This is a genomic window from Citrobacter sp. S39 (genome assembly GCF_009495675.1).
Taxonomy (GTDB): Bacteria; Pseudomonadota; Gammaproteobacteria; order Enterobacterales; family Enterobacteriaceae; genus Citrobacter; species Citrobacter freundii.
The window spans coordinates 3981768-4000101 of sequence record NZ_CP045555.1 but is presented as its reverse complement, the minus strand read 5'-3'; the positions used below and the strand labels follow the sequence as shown (position 1 = coordinate 4000101).

Genomic DNA, 18334 nt, shown 5'->3' with positions numbered 1-18334 from the left:
GACTAAATGCACTGAGGATTTCCTGAAAACCGCTTGAGACAGGCGTTCGGACGAAAAACGCGTTAAAGCTCAAAGGCAAATTGAAGCATGAAAAAAAATTCCAGGATAAATCCTAATTTTACTCAATGATACAAATTCGAGTGAATTTTTAGCCCGGAATGCTGTCTCCCCGCAAGTGACTGTGCGCAAACAGGACGCATGATAAAACCCATCGCATTACCTTCGTCAGCCGCTTTTACCAGCTCGGCATGTTCATCTTCCGTTAATTCTTCTGCCAGCCAGCCGATAACGACACTGTAATTACCTGTGCGCAGCGCACGGATCATCGATTCCAGCGTATTGCAGGGGGAGAGTTGGCTAATCTGCATTACTTTTGTCAATGGAAGTCCGGCTGACTGCACCCACTCCCGGCTTAATTTTTGCTGAGGCGTCAGCCACAGCTGCCAGCGTGATTGCTGCCCTAACTGTTGCAGCAGAGGAAGCAGCAGTAGTTGCGTCATCATGGGCTGGTCCTCGCGATAGACTACTTCACTGATAAGCCCAGCGGTTGCGTTCTCTGATGAAACGCGCGCAATGTTGCTTGATGCGGAAGAGAACGACGAAGAACGATTTGCATAGCCTGAAGTGTACATAATCAATCCAGCCCTGTGAGTTACTGTATGAATATACAGTAACCCTGCTATCAACAAAGATCAACCTTATTTTCGGAAACAGGTTCGCAATTTTTAGTCATCGTCACGGGAAAAATAAAATTCATCTTGCCCCATACGCATAAGTTGCCTATTTTCGTCATTAACGGATCCGCTACTGAAAATCATTTGCTTACGTTATGATTTAAAAAGGATTTTTATGAAAGAGCTTTCTTATGCAAGGATCTATAAATCGCAGGAATATCTGGCTTCTCTGGGGACAATTCACTATCGCTCACTGTTTGGTGGCTACAGTCTGACGGTTGGCGATACGGTCTTTGCCATGGTCGCCAATGGTGAGTTGTATCTTCGCGCCTGTGAACAGAGCGCCCAGTATTGTGTACAAAATTCTCCTGTCTGGCTGACATTTATTAAGCGGGGACGTCCTCTTGTACTTAATTATTACCAGGTGAACGATGCCCTGTGGCAAAACCAGCAGCAACTGGTGTCGTTATCGCGATATTCGTTGGATGCAGCGGTTAAGGAAAAACAGAGTCGCTTTACCCAGCATCGTCTGCGGGAATTGCCGAATATGACGTTTCATCTGGAGACTCTGCTGAATGAAGTTGGAATTAAAGATGAGGGGACAATGCGGTCGTTGGGAGCACAAATGTGCTGGCTGAAACTTCGGCAAAATAACCCGGCTCTGACGGTAAAAGTACTCTATGCCCTTGAAGGCGCGGTAGGGGGGATACATGAAGCCGCGCTCCCGGCGACGCGTCGCCAGGAGTTGGTGGAGTGGGTAAGTTCTCTTACGCCGGAACCGGGGTATTAGAAGGTAGTACGGCAATTTGCTGCTGTAATCGTCGGATTTCTGGGAGCAGAGCGATCAATAACCCAACTTGCTGAACGACCAGAGGCTCTTTACTGTCCGGGCGTGGTTCCAGGTGCTGAATTCGCTGCTTCAGCCCTTCTAACGCCTGGTATACGCGTTGCTCGTCAGCGGGTTGATGGTGAAGGGCATCATCAACATAGCAAACAGCGTCATCCAGCAATGCCAGAACGTCTGGATTGGTCAACTGTTCGCGATGTGCGCCAAGCGCAGAAATATAGCTGGTAAACGTATGGTTGAGACACAGTAAACGGAACGCCGTTTCGCGGGTTTGGGCCGTCACATCCGGCTCGCTCGACATGTTTGACACCACGGAGGCGAGTTCAGCATCACTGTTATGCGCGTCACGGCGAGCGATACGGTAGGCCAGGCGATTATCACGACCCTGATGATATTGTTCGAGAATTGCATCAAGGTAGCGGCAGTTAGCGTCAGTCGCCCGTTCAATTACCCGTGGTAGATTACGAAAACGCCAGTCTGGCCAGATGAAACTGACAGCCGCCCAGGCGATAGCACAGCCAATTAGCGTATCGATGACACGCGGCAGCGCAACCTCAAAGCCTTCGCCGAGCAGGTTAAAGCACAGTAATACCAGCAGCGTGATAAACATGGTGGCATGCGCATACTGGACGTTGCGAAAGGCAAAAAACAGTACACCAGTGATCACTAAAAGTATTAGCTGCCCTTCTAAAGAGGGCACAAACCACAGGATCGGTAAACCGATGGCAATCCCAACCAACGTGCCGATAATCCTGAGCGCCAGGCGATGTCGGGTGGCATTGTAGTTTGGTTGACAGACAAACAGGCTGGTCAGCAAGATCCAGTATCCGTGATTCATGCCGGTTACCTGGATAATGGCATAACCAACACAGAGCACTAACGACATGCGGACGGCATGGCGAAACAGTGCGGACTCTGGGGTGAAATTACGGCTCAGGCGTAACCAGATATCACTGAATCCATGGGGACTGTCATCAGCAAGCTGATTTTCAGACTCATTGCGCGAGAGTACCTGAGCCTGTTCAGACTCAATGGTGGCCAGTTGCGCATCGATAGCCCGCAGGTTCGATAGTAAGAATCCCAGCGTATTGAGCAGATCTGCAGGCTCACCACTGGCACGCATGCGCTCAAGTGCGGCATCTATATGGGTGAAGACGCGTTCAAAGTGCGGATCGTGCTGGTAAGGCGTGCGCAATAAAATACAACGAGACAATTGTGAGCAGGCTTGTCCTTGCATCGACATCAACCGCTGGAAGCGGAACATCACATCGCTGTGACGGAAATGATCGCGTAGCGTTTGATATTGAATATGTGAGGAGCTTGCGCGTTCATGAATATCCTGCGCCACAAAATAGTAATGTAGCGTGCGACGTGTTCCCCGTTGTCCACGGTCACCGCGCAGGCGAGTCAGCAGCGACACTTTGGTCTGGTTTAGCGTTGCCATCAGTTGCCCATTAGCGAGGGCTAAATCATACAACGGCGCCTGGCTTTCATCTTCTATGTCGGGATCAAAAAGACGCGACTTCAGTTCCAGGTAGTGCGCTAATTGTTCGTAGCTGCGTGCCAGATTGTCCTGTAAGGGGCGGATGGGAAACAGAAGATGTCCGGTGAGCGTCAGCAGGTTATACCAGATAGCGCCAGCGAGCAGCAGGATTGGTTGTTGATACCACTGATCGTAAAGCGAGGTGCCCAGCATCGTGTAAATGGCGATCAGCAACGCGCCAAAAGCGATGGTTGCATAGCGCTGGCCTAATCCCCCCAGCAGAATAAAACCGCTGGTGGAAAGCGTTAACCCAATAGCAAACAGCCAGGGCCATGGGAAGAGCAGTTCAACGGAGGCTGAGGCAATAAAAAAGCACACCAGCGTGATGATTAAATTGCGCAGTCGGCCCGCGAGACGATCGTCGAGATCGGTAAGTGCGGCAGCGACCATACCTAGCGTGAGAGGGATGGTCAGCTTGACGTCACCCAGCCACCAGGGCAGCGCCGTTGTACCGCATAGCGCGATAAAAATCCGCACGTAGTACAACCAGGTGCTGTTCCAGGTATAGCGTTTGAGCAGAGGACTTAACATAAAGGCCATTGGTCCTGATTATTCAAAGCGACGACGTGCATTGGCTTCACGCGCTGCACGGGCAACTTCTACTGAAACTACCCGGCGGCCCACCGGCCAGAGCGCAATAGCAGCGATTTTAAAGTTCGCAATGCCAACCGGAATACCAATAATCGTTATGCACTGAGCAATACCAGAGACAATGTGCATCAGACACAACCACCAGCCGAAGAAAATCAGCCAGAAAATATTGAGCACGGTGCCGCCGGTATTCAACAGGACGCTTTTACCGGCCGGATTCAGTTCATCGACATGTATCGCTTCGTTGCCATAGGGAAACAGCGAAAGTCGGGTTATCTCCCAGCATGAACGGGTCAAGGGTAAAGTAAAAATAAGCACGATACTGACCAGCGTTGCCAGTAACCAGGCCAGGGTGGTGGCGAACCCCCCAAGCACAAAATTTAAAATATTCAGAACAGTACGCATAAACCCTCGGTTAACTCTGGTTTTCTGTGAATTCGGCAATTGTAACGTTTTTTTGGGCTGGAGCACGTTTTCTCTGGCGGTTACACTGATAAGCAAACCTCTTCGTGTGGATCCGCTTGAGTCTTATGGAACTGAAAGCTACTTCTCTTGGAAAACGTCTGGCACAACACCCTTACGATCGGGCCGTTATTCTCAATGCCGGGATTAAAGTTTCCGGCGATCGCCACGAGTATCTTATTCCTTTCAATCAGTTACTGGCTATTCATTGCAAACGTGGTCTGGTGTGGGGCGAGCTGGAGTTTGTTCTCCCGGATGAGAAGGTGGTTCGTCTTCACGGTACAGAGTGGGCGGAAACCCAGCGCTTCCATCATCATTTGAATGCACTCTGGCAGCAGTGGAGCCAGGAAATGAGTGACGTTGCTGCGGGGGTTTTACAGCAGCAGTTGGATGCGATAGCGGCGCGTAGTAGTGAAAGTAAATGGCTGACGCGTGAACAAACGTCAGGGCTGCAGCAGCAGATTCGCCGTGCCTTTGCCGCGTTACCGCTCCCGGTTAATCGGCTGGAAGAATTTGAAAATTGCCGGGAGGCGTTACGTCAATGCAAGGCATGGTTGAAGGACATTGAAGCCTGCCGCTTACAGCACAATCAGGCGTACACCGAGGCAATGCTGGAAGAGTATGCTGAGTTTTTCCAGCATATTGAATCTTCGCCGTTGAATCCGGCTCAGGCGCGTGCGGTGGTGAACGGTGAACAATCCTTATTGGTTCTTGCGGGGGCCGGAAGCGGCAAAACATCCGTATTGGTCGCCCGTGCGGGCTGGCTGCTTGCTCGAGGAGAGGCGGCGGCTGAACAGATCCTGTTGCTGGCGTTTGGACGCAAAGCAGCCCAGGAGATGGATGACCGCATTCGTGAGCGTCTGCATACGGACGAGGTCACTGCGCGGACGTTCCATTCACTGGCGTTGTACATTATTTCGCAAGGTAGCAAAAAAGTTCCAACAGTGAGCAAGCTGGAAAATGATGCCGCCGCTCGCAGTAAACTCTTTATAACGACCTGGCGTCAGCAGTGCAGTGAGAAAAAGGCTCAGGCTAAAGGCTGGCGACAATGGTTAGAAGAAGAAATGCAGTGGTCTGTACCCGAAGGTAACTTCTGGGATGACGAAAAATTACAGCGCCGTCTGGCCTCCCGGTTGGATCGCTGGGTTAGTTTGATGCGGATGCATGGTGGAGCACAGGCGGAGATGATTGCTAATGCTCCGGAGGAGATCCGCGATCTGTTCAGTAAACGCATAAAGCTAATGGCGCCGCTGCTCAAGGCCTGGAAGAGTGCCCTGAAGGATGAGAATGCCGTCGATTTCTCCGGGTTGATCCATCAGGCTATTGTCATTCTGGAGAAGGGGCGGTTTATCAGTCCGTGGAAACATATTCTGGTCGATGAATTTCAGGATATTTCCCCTCAGCGCGCCGCCCTGTTAGCCGCCTTGCGAAAGCAAAACTCGCAGACCACGCTGTTTGCCGTGGGAGATGACTGGCAGGCCATTTACCGGTTCAGCGGAGCAAAGCTTTCTCTGACGACCGCATTCCAGCAAAATTTTGGTGAGGGCGATAGCTGTAATCTGGATACGACTTACCGTTTTAATAGCCGGATTGGCGAAGTCGCAAACCAGTTTATCCAGCAAAACCCACATCAGCTCACGAAACCGCTTAACAGTCTGACGACCGGTGATAAAAAAGCAGTCACGTTGCTCGATGAAAGTCAGTTAGATCTGTTGCTGGATAAGCTGTCGGGTTTTGTGAAAGCTGAAGAGAGAATTCTGGTGCTGGCGCGGTACCATCATCTGAAGCCAGCCAGCCTGGACAAAGCGGCCACCCGCTGGCCCAAGCTGCAGTTGGATTTTATGACTATTCATGCCAGCAAAGGGCAGCAGGCGGATTACGTCATTGTTATGGGGCTTCATGACGGGAATGACGGTTTTCCGGCTCCGGCTCGCGAGTCGATTATGGAAGAGGCGTTACTCCCGGCTGTTGAAGATTTTCCTGATGCTGAAGAGCGGCGGTTGCTGTATGTGGCGCTAACGCGTGCACGACATCGGGTATGGCTACTGTTTAGCAAAGACGCGCCATCATGTTTTGTTGATGAGCTTAAGCAATTAGACGTTCCGGTGACCCGGAAACCCTGAAAAGCAGGCGGCAGTTGCCGCCTGCTTAGCGTTTATTTGAGGCGTTCTGCAAGATAACGGGCGTAATCCGGGATCAAGATATCCGTTGCGTCGTTGAAGTTTGGCGACTGGATAATAAAATCAGCCGTTGACACGTTGGTGGCGACCGGAATGTTCCAGACTGTGGCCAGGCGTAGCAGGGCTTTGACATCAGGATCGTGGGGAACGGCGTTGAGCGGATCCCAGAAGAAAATCAGCACATCAATTTTCCCTTCTGAAATTAGCGCACCCACCTGCTGGTCACCCCCCATCGGGCCGCTCAGCATGGCGTTGACGTCCATTCCTGTCGCGCGTTGAATTAAATTTCCTGTTGTTCCTGTAGCATACAGAACGTGTTTTTCCAGTAATGGCTGGTGGCGTTCAACCCAGCTCATCAACATCTTTTTGCAGTGATCGTGTGCGACCAACGCAATATGTTTCTGCGCTGGTAATGTGCGAGTCGTTAATTCCATAGTACAGCTCCCAAGTTAACCTTGTTACAGAGTACTGGAAGCACTTGACGCTGCAAGAGAAAGACAAAAAAAATGCGTATGCGAACATAAATGTCACGATGGGGGCTGTTTCTCAGCCCATTGTAAGAAGTTACTTCGCGTTTGTGCGTCAGCCTGTTGAAACCAATATTTTAAGCGTTGCTCAGTCAGCGTTTGCGACTGAGGCGGCACGCGGTCCAGTTCAGATACCCCGGAAAGCAGCGAACTGTCATCGGCCATCATCGTGGCAAATTGCGGTAAAGACGCATGCTTAGCCGCTTTGTTATAGCGCTCTGTTTCTATTTCATAATCTACGATTTTTGCGGTGGATGTGATTGACAGAATATCCAGCTTAACCGGTATAGGCATGGAATCCCCATCCAGCAGTTCTACGCGTGGGGCATCATCAAAATGCGTTGCATCTCGCTCGTTGCTCAGACGTGGCAGGTGAAAATTAACCTGACTGACGAGTTGGGTATCAAAGCTGATGACCAGCGGGGGCGAAATATACAGACGTTCTTCGTGGCTGGACAGGCGAATGGTTTTTTCTACGCGAAACACAAGCTGGTGCCGACCATTTTCCAGCTCAATACTTTCGGCACCACGCAGTAATGAGCTGGAGACTTTTTTTCCGTCCAGCACCAGAAGGTCAATATCATTAGACAGACGTAGAGAGGTAGCAAAAACGGTTACCGGCAAACACAGGGCAATTAAGGCTGTCACAATGCCGGCTTTCATAGGTTTCTCCTGTCCAGAAAAAATCTGTATAAGATGTATCTAAATTTTTCGATAATCATGTTTACTAACATATAGACATATTTTTGAGTTTAGCTCTCATGCGCCAGTATGGGATGAATGGTCGCAAAGTCAGGTTTGTCGTACACTTTGTTAAACAGCCTGGAGGAAAACGATGAAAGAGACCGATATTGCTGGCATTTTGACAACGACCCGCACGATTGCACTGGTGGGAGCAAGCGATAAACCCGATCGCCCAAGCTATCGGGTTATGAAATATTTACTCGATCAGGGCTATCACGTTATTCCTGTTTCACCGAAAGTTGCCGGAAAAACACTGCTGGGGCAGCAGGGCTATGCGACGCTGGCAGATGTACCAGAGAAAGTGGATATGGTAGATGTCTTCCGTAATTCCGAAGCGGCGTGGGGTGTTGCTCAGGAGGCAATTGCCATCGGCGCGAAGACCCTATGGATGCAGCTCGGCGTGATTAACGAGCAGGCAGCCGTACTGGCTCGTGATGCAGGGTTGACGGTGGTAATGGATCGTTGCCCGGCGATTGAGATCCCGCGGCTGGGACTGGCGAAGTAAGGTTGATCTGTAGCCGAACAAAACGCACAGACCCGATTAGCTAATCGGGTCTGTGTTTGCATCAATTGCGCAGGCGCGGGGCCTGAAGCTGTTTTCGAATTGTTCGCGCCAGTTCATCCATCGACGGTTGCTCCGGATGTTCTTCCTGTAGCTCGCTACTCAGTTGTGCTTCGGCCAGATACGTATGTACTGGCAGACCATTATCGTCTTCCATCACCACGTGATACCAGGGAGCGGCGCGAAGTTCGTCGTTAACCGCCAACTCATCGGCTGACGGTTGATCAAGCGAATATTCCGGGTCGATATCCACGACCACTCCGAGGTAACCTAACAGGGAATGGCGGACCTGCTGGCCGATACCGAATTTGCTGGCAATCATAGTCACCTCCCGGGAAATAGATACCCTCTATGTAAGGGTAATATTCCACTTTTCAAGTTACATGATGCGACAGGCAAACCCTTTCAGATACAGCCCTTCCGGGTAGGTAGCGATCACCGGGTGATCGGCGGCCTGACGGAACTGCTCTATAAATTGTACATCACGACCAGCATCTATTGCGGCATCAGCGATGATTTTCTGAAATAAATCGGTGGTCATAAGCCCAGAGCAGGAGAAAGTCAGCAGTACGCCGCCCGGATTGAGCAACTGAATAGCCAGCATATTGATGTCCTTATAGCCGCGGCAGGCGCCCATCAACTGGCTTTTGTTTTCGACAAATTTCGGCGGATCCATCACGATGACGTCGAATTTCTCACCACGATCGCGATAAGCTCGCAGAAGTTTGAACACATCATCACGCACGAACTCAGCTTTGCTCAGATCCAGCTTGTTCAGTTCCACGTTTTGGCGGGCAATATCGAGCGCTTCCTGAGAGGTGTCAACGCTGACGACCTGACGGCATCCACCCATTAATGCTGAAACCGCAAATCCACCGGTATAAGAGAAACAGTTCAGCACACGCTGATTTTCCACATAACGACGCGTGGCCAGGCGGCTATCGCGTTGATCGAGGTAATAGCCGGTTTTGTGACCATGCTGAATATCAACCAGCAGCTTCATGCCGTGCTCTTCAATTGGCAGCAGTGCTGGCGGAAGCTCGCCCGTTACTGGCCCTTGAGTCAGCTCCATACCTTCTTTTTTTCGCACCGCTACGTCGCTACGGTCATAAATGGCGCAGTCCGGGAAAACAATTTGCAGAGCGCTAATCAGCGCGGCGCGTTGGTATTCAGCCCCCGCACTGAGCAACTGCAACACCAGGAAGTTGCCGAAGCGGTCAATGGTGACACCCGGCAGACCATCGGATTCGCCGGCGATCAGACGGTAGCTATCCAGACCGTCTTTTTTCGCCAGCCAGTCACGCCATGCCTGCGCCTGCTGCAGACGACGGGTGAAGAAATCAATATCGATGGACTCAGACTTGTCAAATGTCCAGACGCGTGCACGGATCTGCGACGCGGGTGAGTACGCGCCGCGTGCTAACCATTTACCCTGATGGTCAACAATATCGATGGTTTCACCGAGGTTGGCTTTACCTTCCATACGTGCGACAGCACCGGAAAATACCCACGGATGGCGGCGCAGTAATGATTTTTCGCGCCCTTTGGCTAACACTAAACGTACACTCATAATTTACTATTCTGTCAATTCAAAGAAATGGGCGCCATTGTCCTGAGTTTTACGCATATTTGCAACGCGCGCAGTGATGATAAGGAGAACCGCAATGTCGAAAGTCTGCATAATCGCCTGGGTCTATGGCCGGGTTCAGGGGGTAGGATTTCGCTACACCACCCAGCATGAAGCACAACGGCTGGGATTGACCGGATACGCGAAGAATATGGATGACGGCAGCGTAGAGGTTGTCGCCTGCGGTGAAAGTGACCGGGTGGAACAACTGATGAAGTGGTTGAAAGCCGGGGGACCGCGAAGCGCCAGGGTAGACAGAGTTCTCAGCGAACCCCATCGTCCTGGCGACGAGCTAAAGGGATTTAGTATCCGTTATTAAATACATTTCACCGGTTTCGGCAGGCCGGCAATTTTAGTCGCCTGCTTGGCCGGACCTTTCGGGAACAGGCGGTAGAGATAACGGCTGTTGCCTTTCTCTTCGCCAAACTTGTTGGCCATCGCTTTTACCAGCATGCGGATAGCGGGGGAGGTATTAAATTCCAGATAAAAATCGCGGACAAAACGCACCACTTCCCAATGTTCTGCGGAGAGCGTAATGCCTTCGTTTTCGGCGATTTTCTCGGCCAGCGGCTCGCTCCACAGCGTGGTATCTTTCAGATAGCCTTCGCTATCGGTACTGATTTCTTTACCTTCAAAGATCAACATAATTCGTCACTACGTTAGTCAAACTGGCGGCAGTTTACCAAAAAAGAAAGCCCCGCATAAGCGGGGCTGGATAGTGCGAGTTGACAACTTAGTCGCGGCTGGCGAAGCCCAGAATGCTCAGCAGGCTGACGAAGATGTTGTACAGCGAAACATACAGGCTGACCGTTGCACGGATGTAGTTGGTTTCACCGCCACGGATGATATTGCTGGTTTCAAACAGGATAGCGCCTGAAGAAATCAGAATAAACACCGCGCTGATGGCCAGATGCAGAGCTGGCAGTTGCAGGAAGATATTCGCAACCATACCAATCAGCACCACCACGATACCTGCCATCAGCATACCGCCGAGGAAGGACATGTCTTTACGGGTGGTCAGCACATAGGCAGAACAGCTGAAGAAGACCAGAGCAGTGCCGCCCAGCGCCATACCGATAACATCACCCATGCCTGCAGACAGGTAGGTGTTCAGAATCGGTCCCAGAATGTAGCCCAGGAAGCCGGTGAATGCGAAAGCAGACAGAATTCCGACCGGCTTATCCGCAGTTTTATATGTCAGGAACATCAGACCATACATACCCACCAGCGTCAGGATTAGACCCGGGGATGGCAGCATCAGCACGGTGCTTGCCGTTGCGGTGATGGCAGAAAACGCCAGCGTCAGGCTGAGCAGAAAATAGGTATTGCGCAGCACTTTATGCGTGCTGAGTAGCGATGTACGGTCGCGCGAAGAACTAATAATACGATCCATGAGTCACTCTCTTATGACAGATGTAATTAATGACGGAGGATAATGAAATCACGGGTAATGACACAGCGATTTTACCCATCTTTACGCATTTTAACCCGCTAGACTTAAGCATTTTATTTCAGCAAAAGTGCCTAAATTAGATGTTACCACTTATTGTTTGAAAATGTCAGATCGACATCTTATAGGTCACTGAAAAATATTGCGTTATTTACTGTATCCCTTTATGAGTGATTGCGGTGTCATCACAAAACAGAACAATAAGGTGCAGGGAATGACTCAACACAAATCGAAGGTATTTACGTTTACGCTGTTGGCCGCCTGTGTGATATCAATAAACGGCGCGGCATGGGCAGCTCATGTTCCCGCAGGAACAGCATTGGCTGAAAAGCAGGAACTGGTGAGAAATAACGGCAGTGAGCCGGCATCGCTGGATCCGCATAAAGTCGAAAGCAACGTTGAGTTTAATTTAATCAGCGATATGTTCGACGGTCTGGTTGCTGTTAATCAGGATGGGTCTATCGAGCCCCGCCTTGCGGCATCCTGGGAGAATAAAGACAATACTATCTGGACCTTTCATTTACGTCCGGGCATTACCTGGTCTGATGGCTCTGCGATTACCGCACAGGATGTTGTCTGGAGCTGGCAGCGTCTGGTCTCGCCGCAAACGGCTTCACCTTATGCTTCGTATCTGGGCAATATGCATGTTGCGAACGCGGTTGATATTGCCCAAGGGAATAAAGATCCCGCTACACTAGGGGTCAAAGCCCTGGATGATACCACGCTGGAAATTACCCTGACGCAACCGACGGCGGCGTTTCTGGCGATGCTGGCGCATCCATCGCTGGTGCCGCTGGATAAAGTTCTGATTGGGCGTTTTGGCGACAAGTGGACCCGACCAGAACATTTTGTCAGCAGTGGGCCGTACAAACTATCGCAATGGGTGGTCAATGAGCGCATCGTTGCCGAGCGTAACCCACATTACTGGGACGATCGGCATACGGTTATTAATAAAGTTACTTATTTGCCCATCAGCTCAGAGTCGGCTGACGTAAACCGCTATAAGGCCGGTGAAATCGACATTGTTTATAGCGTACCGGTCAATCAGTTCGCCCAACTGAAAAAAACGATGGGCGATGAACTGCATGTCTCACCCCAGCTTTCAACGTATTACTATCAGTTCAATACAACCCGCGCGCCGTTTAATGATCCGCGCGTGCGCCGGGCGCTGAATATGGCGTTGGATAAAGACATCATTGCGCAAAAGGTGATGGGGCAGGGGCAGCGAGCAGCGTGGGTTATCAGCCAGCCGGAAATAGGTGGGGTGAAACTGCATGCACCGGAGTATGCGTCATGGCCGCTCGAAAAACGTATTGCTGAAGCCAAAAAACTGCTTGCTGAAGCCGGTTTTGGTCCTGAGCATCCGCTTAGCTTGAATTTGCTCTACAACACCTTCGAAACGCACCAGCGTATTGCGATTGCCGCATCGTCGATGTGGAAGAAAAACCTTGGCGTCGAGGCGAAGCTGCAAAACCAGGAATGGAAAACCATGCTGGACACTATGCACACCGGTAATTTTGACGTCGTGCGCTATGCGTGGATAGCCGATTATGATGATGCTTCAAGTTTCCTCAATATTTTCCGTACCGGTGATAGCGAGAATACTACCAAGTACAGCAATCCCGCCTTTGATGAAGCGATGCGTAATGCGGCGAAAGCAAATTCACTGGAAGAACGAGGCAAATACTATCAGCAGGCTGAAGATCTTTTAGGTGATGATGTCCCTGCGATTCCGGTTTACCACTATGTCCGCACGCATCTGGTGAAGCCGTGGGTGGGGGGATTTGCGCCGGATAACCGGGGAAATTACTACACCAAAGATATGTACATCAAAAAACATTAAGCGTTGTAGCTGGTATTTGTGCTGATTAAATGGTCAATCTGTTGTTATTTCAGTCGATTAACAATATTTTGGCTGTTTTTCAGGCAAACGAACACATTGGTGCTTTACAGGCCCGTTCGGGATGTTTATAGTGCGCCTCATTGGAAGCGTGGCCGAGCGGTTGAAGGCACCGGTCTTGAAAACCGGCGACCCGAAAGGGTTCTAGAGTTCGAATCTCTACGCTTCCGCCAAACATAAACCCCAAGCTATCAAATAGCTTGGGGTTTTTTCGTTTTGCTCGGTTTATATTTTGTCTTCCTTTACTCGTCTTAGTCGCGCAAGAGCAACAGTGCTGCTGACCGGTTGAATGCTGGTGAACTGAGTAATCACCCCGCCTCGCAAAAGCTACATGAGCGAACGTCTCTTCATTCGTCGTAATATCCATAGCAGCCCCAGCATAATAGCCAGATAGCCCATAACGTAAATCCCTTGCTGTTTTCGTTCAGAGAGCGCCGGATCGGCTGCCCATGCCAGAAAGGCGGTAACATCCCTGGCGTATTGCTCCTCAGTTTCAGCTTTCTGCGACGCCGGACTCCATTGGATCTCTCCGCTATTCAGTGGTTTCGGCATGTTAATCACGCCGCCCGGAAAATAGCGGTTAGCCTTCAGTTCGGGATCGTCAGGAAGATAGCCGGTGAGTAGCGCGTAGACGTAATCAGCTCCCTGGTCCGTGTAGGGCAGAAAAGCATCTAACAGGAATTGCGGAAATCCACGATCGTATGAGCGGGCGCGGACGATATAGCTCAGGTCAACAGGTTCTGCGCCATTATTAAGGTATCGAGCTTCCCGCTCGTTTAAATATGGCGATATAAAGCTGTCATTTAGCGTCCCGTCCCGCTCACCCATCTGGCCGTCATCCTGAATCTCAGGAAACTGATAGCCGTTAGCGATACTTCTTGCTTCTTCTTCTGTGAGTTCCGGGCCGCCGGATCTGGTCAAGGTTCGAAAGGTAAGGTGCTTCATGCCGTGACAAGCGCGACACTTCTCTTCATAAACCTGCAGACCACGCCGAAGCTGCTCTTTATCATACTGGCCATTGATGCCGCTGAAACTCCATTCCTGTCGTTCAGGCGTGGCTTCTTGCGCATAGGTGGAGCCCAGTCCCAATAGAGAAAAACACAGAACACTGAATTTCAATAGTCGTTTCATCATCAGTCCTGTTTTTCCAGAAAACGACGGCAAGGTAATACGATTAAAAACCAGGCAAACCAAATCAGCGTCGAAAGCTGGGACGCGGCACGTATCCAACCTTCTTCGTTACGAAAACCGTCAAGAAGGTCGGGGCCAACCAGCGCTTTCGATCCTAACCAGCCTAAAAAGCAGGCATTGATGACCCACAGCCAGAATCCGCATTTGACCAGCTTGCTGTAATGGCGAAAACGAGCCCGGGAGGTATCAAGCCAGGGAAGAAAATAGAAAATCAGTATCGAACCGCACATCGCGGCTAGTCCTACGAATTCATTCGGGAAGCAGCGCAAGATGGAGAAGAAGGGAAGGAAATACCATTCTGGCGCAACAATTGCCGGTGTAATCGTTGGGTCTGCGGGAATAAAGTTATCGGCGCTGCTCAGATAGTGCGGAGCAAAGAATAAAAACCAGGCGAAGAGCATCAAAAAAAGGGTGATTTTGATGGCATCGAGATCGGTAATTTTGTAATCGAACAACAGGCTCCTGGACTCTTTCTCGCTGAACTTCTTTTTCATCGCCTGGGCAAACGCTGACTGTACGGTTCGTATATGAAAAACCGTTGCCACGACAATCACAAAAGGAAGAATAAAGTGGATAACAAAAAAGCGGCCAAGCATCGGTGTTCCCGGCGTATGGCTACCGACTAAATATGCGTATAACGTATCACCCACTAGCGGAATGGCCTGGGCAAAGCGAGTAATGACCGTTGCCGCCCAGTAGCTTTTTTGCCCCCAAATAAGACTATAACCAAGAAATGCGGTTATCATCAGGAGGATATACAGCGTGACGCTAATCAACCACATTGTTGTCCAGGGCTTGCGGTACACGTTGTAGTACATACCGCGAAAAATATGCAGATAACAGGCAAAGAAAAAGAGCGATGCGCCAATAGCATGCATATTGCGTATCAGTTCTCCGTGGCGAACCGCACGCATAATATGAATAATGGAGTCAAATGCCAGCCCGGCTGTCGGGACGTAAAACATCGCCAGTACGATACCTGTCAGGATCTGCACGCCGAGCATAACCAGCAGGATTGCGCCGATAGCGAACAGCCAGAGTCCGGTAATCGAGCGAGGAAAAGGAATTCGCCAGCGAAGCGAATAGACGCGCTCACTCATCATGTCAGGCTTCCTTAGTGCCGATACGCACGATCTGACCATCAGAATGAAAGGCGTAATCCGGGATTGCCAGGTTGGTCGTTGCGGGGCCGCGCGTCACGCGCCCGGAGGTATCAAATTCCGAGCCGTGGCACGGACAAATCCAGCCCAGCCCTCCCGGCTGGGCGTTGGGGACACATCCGGCATGTGGACAGTACCCTTGAACCACCAGCCATTGGGGATGAACCGCAGAGACCCTCTCGCTGTCAGACTGTGGATCAATAAGCGTATGCCAGTCGGCATTTCTGGCGGCGACAATCTCTTCCTGCGTGCGGTGGTGAATAAGAATCAGCTTTCCCTGCCATATGCGCCTGATGGTTTGTCCAGCAGCGACACCCGCAAGAGAAACATCAATCGGTTCATTTTCCCCTAGCGTTTTCTCATCCGGGCTTAAGGCCGAAACCAGCGGCCACACAGCAGCCGCGATGCCCGCCGCGCCGACGAATTTCGTCAGTTTACACAGGCATTCCCGACGCTGTTCCTGGATTTCGCCATCTGCAAGTTTTTTGTCTGCCACCTTGTATTTCTCCCAGAGTAATGCGGATTATTGTTTGTCGATACGCGCGTAAATTTCCTGAAAGCGCTTATCAGCAATACCTGGCGCTTTGAATGCCCGATAGCTGTCCGGTAACGTGGTATCGCCAACCTTAATCATCATCACCATGCCCTGAGCGTAATGCGGTGAACATTTGATGCCGTAAAATCCAGGGTTGTCATAAGTCACCTCGATCTCTTCATCTATTTTTCCCATGAAACCGGGATAGTCAGCTGGAGACAATTCAGCAATTGAAGCCGCGTTGTGGCTCTTATGCTTACGGATAAACTTCACCGTATCACCGGGTTGGATCTCCAGATAATCCGGCTCGTAGACCATCGGCCCCGCAGACCCACGATTCTTCATCAACACTTCGTGAGTTTGCGCGAAGGCTGAAGAGGCGAGGGCGAGTAAACACAAAACTTTCAGACTCTGTTTGAGGTATTTCATCGATTCTTCCTTAAAATTCATCAGGTCTTTGATAACGAATAAAACAGTTTTCACTACCCGCTTCATGTTCGACAACGGCGTCGATACCAAACCAGGCATGGAGATTTTCGCGGGTAAAAACGGTGCAAGGTTTACCCTGCATCGCCATATGTCCGGAGGTCATTACGATGATGCGATCGCAGAACATCGCGGCATGATTAAGGTCGTGCAGAGCAGCAATCACCGTGAGCTTTTCACGTTTAACCAGACTCAGCAGGCCAATCTGATGTTGAATGTCGAGATGGTTGGTGGGTTCATCCATCAGCAACAATTGAGGCTGCTGCGCCAGCGCCCGTGCGATATGCAAGCGCTGTTTTTCTCCCCCGGAAAAGGTATGCCAGCAGCGGTGCTGGAATTCACTGAGATCGACCTTCTCCAGCATCGTTTGTACGATATCGTCATCTTTGGCAGACCAGGGGGTGAGCAGGCTAAGCCAGGGGGTCCGTCCCAGAGAAACGGCTTGTAAAGCGGTAAGCCGCTCGCTGGTTTCAGCCTGTTGTTCGACCAGCGCCACCTGTTGCGCAAGATGACGCCGCGAATAGTGCTGGAGCGCTTTTTGCCGCAGAGTGATGTGCCCGGAAGTCGGCTTCAGCAAACCGGCCAGCAGTGAAATCAGTGACGTTTTGCCCGAGCCGTTGGGACCGATGATACCGACAAACTCGCCGGGAGTTACGCGAAGAGAAATATCATCAACAATCGTCTTACCCTTTACCTTCCAACGCAGATTGCAGGCTTCAATAACGGCTTGCGCAGAGGTAACAAGTGGCTGTACGAGGTTTACCGTCATTTGTTCTGGTTTCCTCTTATCAGAATGATTGAAAACGCAGGCGCGCCGACCAAAGCCGTGATCACCCCAATTGGCAGTACCTGACCGGGTAGTAACGTGCGGGAAATAACATCGGCGACAATGAGGAAAATGGCGCCGGTAAGCGCACTAACCGGCAGCAGTCGATGATGCTGGTTGCCGACCAGCAAACGAGCGGCATGAGGGATCACCAGACCGACAAAGCCGATCGCACCAACAATGGAGACCATAATCGCTGTCATACCGGTGACAGCAGCAATCAGTACTGCGCGGGTACGTTTGACCGGAATGCCCAACGATGCCGCGGATTCAGCGCCAAAGGAGAACGCATCAAGGTGGCGGACATAACAGAAGCACAGCGCAATACCGACCAGAGCGGTAGGAATAGCTAAGACAACATCGGGCCAGCGTACACCGCTCAAATTGCCTAACAACCAGAACATAATTCCGCGTGCTTGCTCGGCGTTTGCTGAGCGGGTGATGATAAGCGACGTAATCGCATTGAACAGTTGCGAACTGGCGATCCCGGCAAGAATGATTTGGGTTGTAATCCCGCCGCCTTGTTTACCGCCAGCGGCCATCGCCAATAGCGCAACGAACAGAAATGCCGTCAGCGCACCAATGAACGCCCCTAAAGACATACTGATGATGCCAGCCCCCAGTCCCGTGAGCGCAATCAGCACCGCACCGGTAGATGCTCCGGCAGAAATCCCCAGTAGATAAGGTTCGGCGAGCGCATTGCGTAGCAACGACTGTAACACTACGCCGGAAACAGCCAGGCAGGCGCCGCAGCTGGCTGAGACCAGTGCTCGGGTCAGGCGGTAGTTCCAGACGATCCCCGCATCCAGTGCATCGACAGGATAGTGGGTATCGAAAAGATGATTTGCCAATGTGCTGAGTACGTGCCGCCAGGGGATAAACGTTTCGCCGATGGAAATCCCCGCCAGCAGTACGCAACACATCAGCGCACTGACCCAAACGGCATGACCACCGACTCTCACCGCAAGCTGACCAACAGCGCGACGCATCCTGCGAGAATCACTCATGATTATCTGCGTTCCTGAGTAA

At 51.1% G+C, this 18334-nt stretch carries 20 protein-coding genes and 1 tRNA gene; 6 read left to right on the top strand and 15 right to left on the bottom strand.

Going from position 1 to position 18334, the window contains the following annotated elements:
* Window positions 1–122 precede the first annotated feature (122 nt).
* Entirely contained in the window at window positions 123–632 is a 510-nt protein-coding gene (gene sulA, locus GFB57_RS19200; RefSeq protein WP_003035886.1) for an SOS-induced cell division inhibitor SulA, read from the bottom strand.
* 217 nt (window positions 633–849) lie between these two features.
* On the opposite strand from sulA, the gene GFB57_RS19195 reads away from it, so the two are divergent.
* Entirely contained in the window at window positions 850–1464 is a 615-nt protein-coding gene (locus GFB57_RS19195; RefSeq protein WP_003035889.1) for a TfoX/Sxy family DNA transformation protein, read from the top strand.
* Here the strand turns inward: GFB57_RS19195 and yccS are convergent.
* Window positions 1442–3595, bottom strand: a complete 2154-nt coding sequence (gene yccS, locus GFB57_RS19190) for a YccS family putative transporter (RefSeq protein ID WP_008320230.1) — start codon at window positions 3593–3595, stop codon at window positions 1442–1444. The genes GFB57_RS19195 and yccS overlap by 23 nt on opposite strands.
* A gap of 18 nt (window positions 3596–3613) precedes the next feature.
* Window positions 3614–4060: a YccF domain-containing protein gene (locus GFB57_RS19185; protein WP_003035892.1), complete on the bottom strand. Its 447-nt coding sequence runs from the start codon at window positions 4058–4060 to the stop codon at window positions 3614–3616.
* Window positions 4061–4185: 125 nt separating this feature from the next.
* Between GFB57_RS19185 and helD the strand changes: the two genes are divergently transcribed.
* Window positions 4186–6240 carry a DNA helicase IV gene (helD, locus tag GFB57_RS19180; protein ID WP_003035894.1) on the top strand — a complete coding sequence of 685 codons (2055 nt, stop codon included), beginning with the start codon at window positions 4186–4188 and terminating at the stop codon, window positions 6238–6240.
* A 32-nt stretch (window positions 6241–6272) separates the two neighbouring features.
* Here helD and mgsA read toward each other — a convergent pair whose 3' ends face one another.
* Both mgsA and GFB57_RS19170 read right to left on the bottom strand, forming a co-directional pair.
* Window positions 6273–6731, bottom strand: coding sequence for a methylglyoxal synthase (mgsA, locus tag GFB57_RS19175; protein ID WP_003035897.1), 459 nt, complete (start codon window positions 6729–6731; stop codon window positions 6273–6275).
* A gap of 93 nt (window positions 6732–6824) precedes the next feature.
* Window positions 6825–7487 (bottom strand): DUF2057 family protein, encoded by a 663-nt coding sequence (locus GFB57_RS19170; protein ID WP_003035900.1) that lies wholly within the window; start codon window positions 7485–7487, stop codon window positions 6825–6827.
* Between the two features lie 172 nt (window positions 7488–7659).
* Here GFB57_RS19170 and GFB57_RS19165 point away from each other — a divergent pair, with 172 nt between their 5' ends.
* Window positions 7660–8073, top strand: a complete 414-nt coding sequence (locus tag GFB57_RS19165; RefSeq protein WP_003035903.1) for a CoA-binding protein — start codon at window positions 7660–7662, stop codon at window positions 8071–8073.
* A gap of 61 nt (window positions 8074–8134) precedes the next feature.
* Here GFB57_RS19165 and hspQ read toward each other — a convergent pair whose 3' ends face one another.
* Window positions 8135–8452 (bottom strand): heat shock protein HspQ, encoded by a 318-nt coding sequence (hspQ, locus tag GFB57_RS19160; RefSeq protein WP_003035905.1) that lies wholly within the window; start codon window positions 8450–8452, stop codon window positions 8135–8137.
* Between the two features lie 57 nt (window positions 8453–8509).
* Window positions 8510–9700 carry a 23S rRNA (cytosine(1962)-C(5))-methyltransferase RlmI gene (gene rlmI / locus GFB57_RS19155; RefSeq protein WP_003035908.1) on the bottom strand — a complete coding sequence of 397 codons (1191 nt, stop codon included), beginning with the start codon at window positions 9698–9700 and terminating at the stop codon, window positions 8510–8512.
* 94 nt (window positions 9701–9794) lie between these two features.
* Here rlmI and yccX point away from each other — a divergent pair, with 94 nt between their 5' ends.
* On the top strand, window positions 9795–10076 hold the full coding sequence (gene yccX, locus GFB57_RS19150) for an acylphosphatase (protein WP_003035911.1): 282 nt from the start codon (window positions 9795–9797) through the stop codon (window positions 10074–10076).
* Here yccX and tusE read toward each other — a convergent pair.
* Window positions 10073–10402 (bottom strand): sulfurtransferase TusE, encoded by a 330-nt coding sequence (tusE, locus tag GFB57_RS19145; RefSeq protein ID WP_003035914.1) that lies wholly within the window; start codon window positions 10400–10402, stop codon window positions 10073–10075. The two genes, yccX and tusE, sit on opposite strands and share 4 nt — an antisense overlap.
* Window positions 10403–10490: 88 nt before the next feature.
* Window positions 10491–11150, bottom strand: coding sequence for an FtsH protease modulator YccA (gene yccA, locus GFB57_RS19140; protein ID WP_003035917.1), 660 nt, complete (start codon window positions 11148–11150; stop codon window positions 10491–10493).
* 271 nt (window positions 11151–11421) lie between these two features.
* Here yccA and GFB57_RS19135 point away from each other — a divergent pair, with 271 nt between their 5' ends.
* Complete coding sequence (locus GFB57_RS19135; RefSeq protein ID WP_003035920.1) at window positions 11422–13050, top strand: ABC transporter substrate-binding protein; 1629 nt, start codon at window positions 11422–11424, stop codon at window positions 13048–13050.
* Window positions 13051–13192: 142 nt separating this feature from the next.
* A tRNA-Ser gene (locus tag GFB57_RS19130) sits at window positions 13193–13280 on the top strand.
* Window positions 13281–13434: 154 nt separating this feature from the next.
* Here the strand turns inward: GFB57_RS19130 and GFB57_RS19125 are convergent.
* The 6 genes from GFB57_RS19125 to GFB57_RS19100 are packed head-to-tail and all read right to left on the bottom strand — an operon-like array spanning window position 13435 to window position 18312.
* The gene (locus tag GFB57_RS19125; RefSeq protein WP_008320240.1) at window positions 13435–14238 is read right to left on the bottom strand and encodes a cytochrome c1; all 804 of its coding nucleotides are present in this window, start codon (window positions 14236–14238) and stop codon (window positions 13435–13437) included.
* A gap of 2 nt (window positions 14239–14240) precedes the next feature.
* On the bottom strand, window positions 14241–15401 hold the full coding sequence (locus GFB57_RS19120) for a cytochrome b N-terminal domain-containing protein (protein WP_008320242.1): 1161 nt from the start codon (window positions 15399–15401) through the stop codon (window positions 14241–14243).
* Window position 15402: 1 nt separating this feature from the next.
* Window positions 15403–15954 carry a ubiquinol-cytochrome c reductase iron-sulfur subunit gene (gene petA / locus GFB57_RS19115; RefSeq protein ID WP_003035923.1) on the bottom strand — a complete coding sequence of 184 codons (552 nt, stop codon included), beginning with the start codon at window positions 15952–15954 and terminating at the stop codon, window positions 15403–15405.
* 27 nt (window positions 15955–15981) lie between these two features.
* Window positions 15982–16422 (bottom strand): pseudoazurin, encoded by a 441-nt coding sequence (locus tag GFB57_RS19110; RefSeq protein ID WP_003035925.1) that lies wholly within the window; start codon window positions 16420–16422, stop codon window positions 15982–15984.
* Window positions 16423–16432: 10 nt separating this feature from the next.
* The gene (locus GFB57_RS19105; protein WP_003035928.1) at window positions 16433–17248 is read right to left on the bottom strand and encodes an ABC transporter ATP-binding protein; all 816 of its coding nucleotides are present in this window, start codon (window positions 17246–17248) and stop codon (window positions 16433–16435) included.
* Complete coding sequence (locus GFB57_RS19100) at window positions 17245–18312, bottom strand: iron ABC transporter permease (RefSeq protein WP_016149890.1); 1068 nt, start codon at window positions 18310–18312, stop codon at window positions 17245–17247. Before GFB57_RS19100 ends, GFB57_RS19105 begins: the two co-directional genes overlap by 4 nt.
* Window positions 18313–18334: the final 22 nt, after the last annotated feature.

What these genes read in the sequence shown, in the direction of transcription:
- yccA (WP_003035917.1), bottom strand. Translation starts at nt 11,150, where the DNA reads ATGGATCGTATTATTAGTTCTTCGCGCGACCGTACATCGCTACTCAGC.
- GFB57_RS19185 (WP_003035892.1), bottom strand. Translation starts at nt 4,060, where the DNA reads ATGCGTACTGTTCTGAATATTTTAAATTTTGTGCTTGGGGGGTTCGCC.
- GFB57_RS19110 (WP_003035925.1), bottom strand. Translation starts at nt 16,422, where the DNA reads ATGAAATACCTCAAACAGAGTCTGAAAGTTTTGTGTTTACTCGCCCTC.
- GFB57_RS19135 (WP_003035920.1), top strand. Translation starts at nt 11,422, where the DNA reads ATGACTCAACACAAATCGAAGGTATTTACGTTTACGCTGTTGGCCGCC.
- yccS (WP_008320230.1), bottom strand. Translation starts at nt 3,595, where the DNA reads ATGTTAAGTCCTCTGCTCAAACGCTATACCTGGAACAGCACCTGGTTG.
- GFB57_RS19195 (WP_003035889.1), top strand. Translation starts at nt 850, where the DNA reads ATGAAAGAGCTTTCTTATGCAAGGATCTATAAATCGCAGGAATATCTG.
- rlmI (WP_003035908.1), bottom strand. Translation starts at nt 9,700, where the DNA reads ATGAGTGTACGTTTAGTGTTAGCCAAAGGGCGCGAAAAATCATTACTG.
- GFB57_RS19100 (WP_016149890.1), bottom strand. Translation starts at nt 18,312, where the DNA reads ATGAGTGATTCTCGCAGGATGCGTCGCGCTGTTGGTCAGCTTGCGGTG.
- GFB57_RS19125 (WP_008320240.1), bottom strand. Translation starts at nt 14,238, where the DNA reads ATGAAACGACTATTGAAATTCAGTGTTCTGTGTTTTTCTCTATTGGGA.
- yccX (WP_003035911.1), top strand. Translation starts at nt 9,795, where the DNA reads ATGTCGAAAGTCTGCATAATCGCCTGGGTCTATGGCCGGGTTCAGGGG.
- mgsA (WP_003035897.1), bottom strand. Translation starts at nt 6,731, where the DNA reads ATGGAATTAACGACTCGCACATTACCAGCGCAGAAACATATTGCGTTG.
- helD (WP_003035894.1), top strand. Translation starts at nt 4,186, where the DNA reads ATGGAACTGAAAGCTACTTCTCTTGGAAAACGTCTGGCACAACACCCT.
- GFB57_RS19165 (WP_003035903.1), top strand. Translation starts at nt 7,660, where the DNA reads ATGAAAGAGACCGATATTGCTGGCATTTTGACAACGACCCGCACGATT.
- tusE (WP_003035914.1), bottom strand. Translation starts at nt 10,402, where the DNA reads ATGTTGATCTTTGAAGGTAAAGAAATCAGTACCGATAGCGAAGGCTAT.
- sulA (WP_003035886.1), bottom strand. Translation starts at nt 632, where the DNA reads ATGTACACTTCAGGCTATGCAAATCGTTCTTCGTCGTTCTCTTCCGCA.
- GFB57_RS19170 (WP_003035900.1), bottom strand. Translation starts at nt 7,487, where the DNA reads ATGAAAGCCGGCATTGTGACAGCCTTAATTGCCCTGTGTTTGCCGGTA.
- GFB57_RS19120 (WP_008320242.1), bottom strand. Translation starts at nt 15,401, where the DNA reads ATGATGAGTGAGCGCGTCTATTCGCTTCGCTGGCGAATTCCTTTTCCT.
- hspQ (WP_003035905.1), bottom strand. Translation starts at nt 8,452, where the DNA reads ATGATTGCCAGCAAATTCGGTATCGGCCAGCAGGTCCGCCATTCCCTG.
- GFB57_RS19105 (WP_003035928.1), bottom strand. Translation starts at nt 17,248, where the DNA reads ATGACGGTAAACCTCGTACAGCCACTTGTTACCTCTGCGCAAGCCGTT.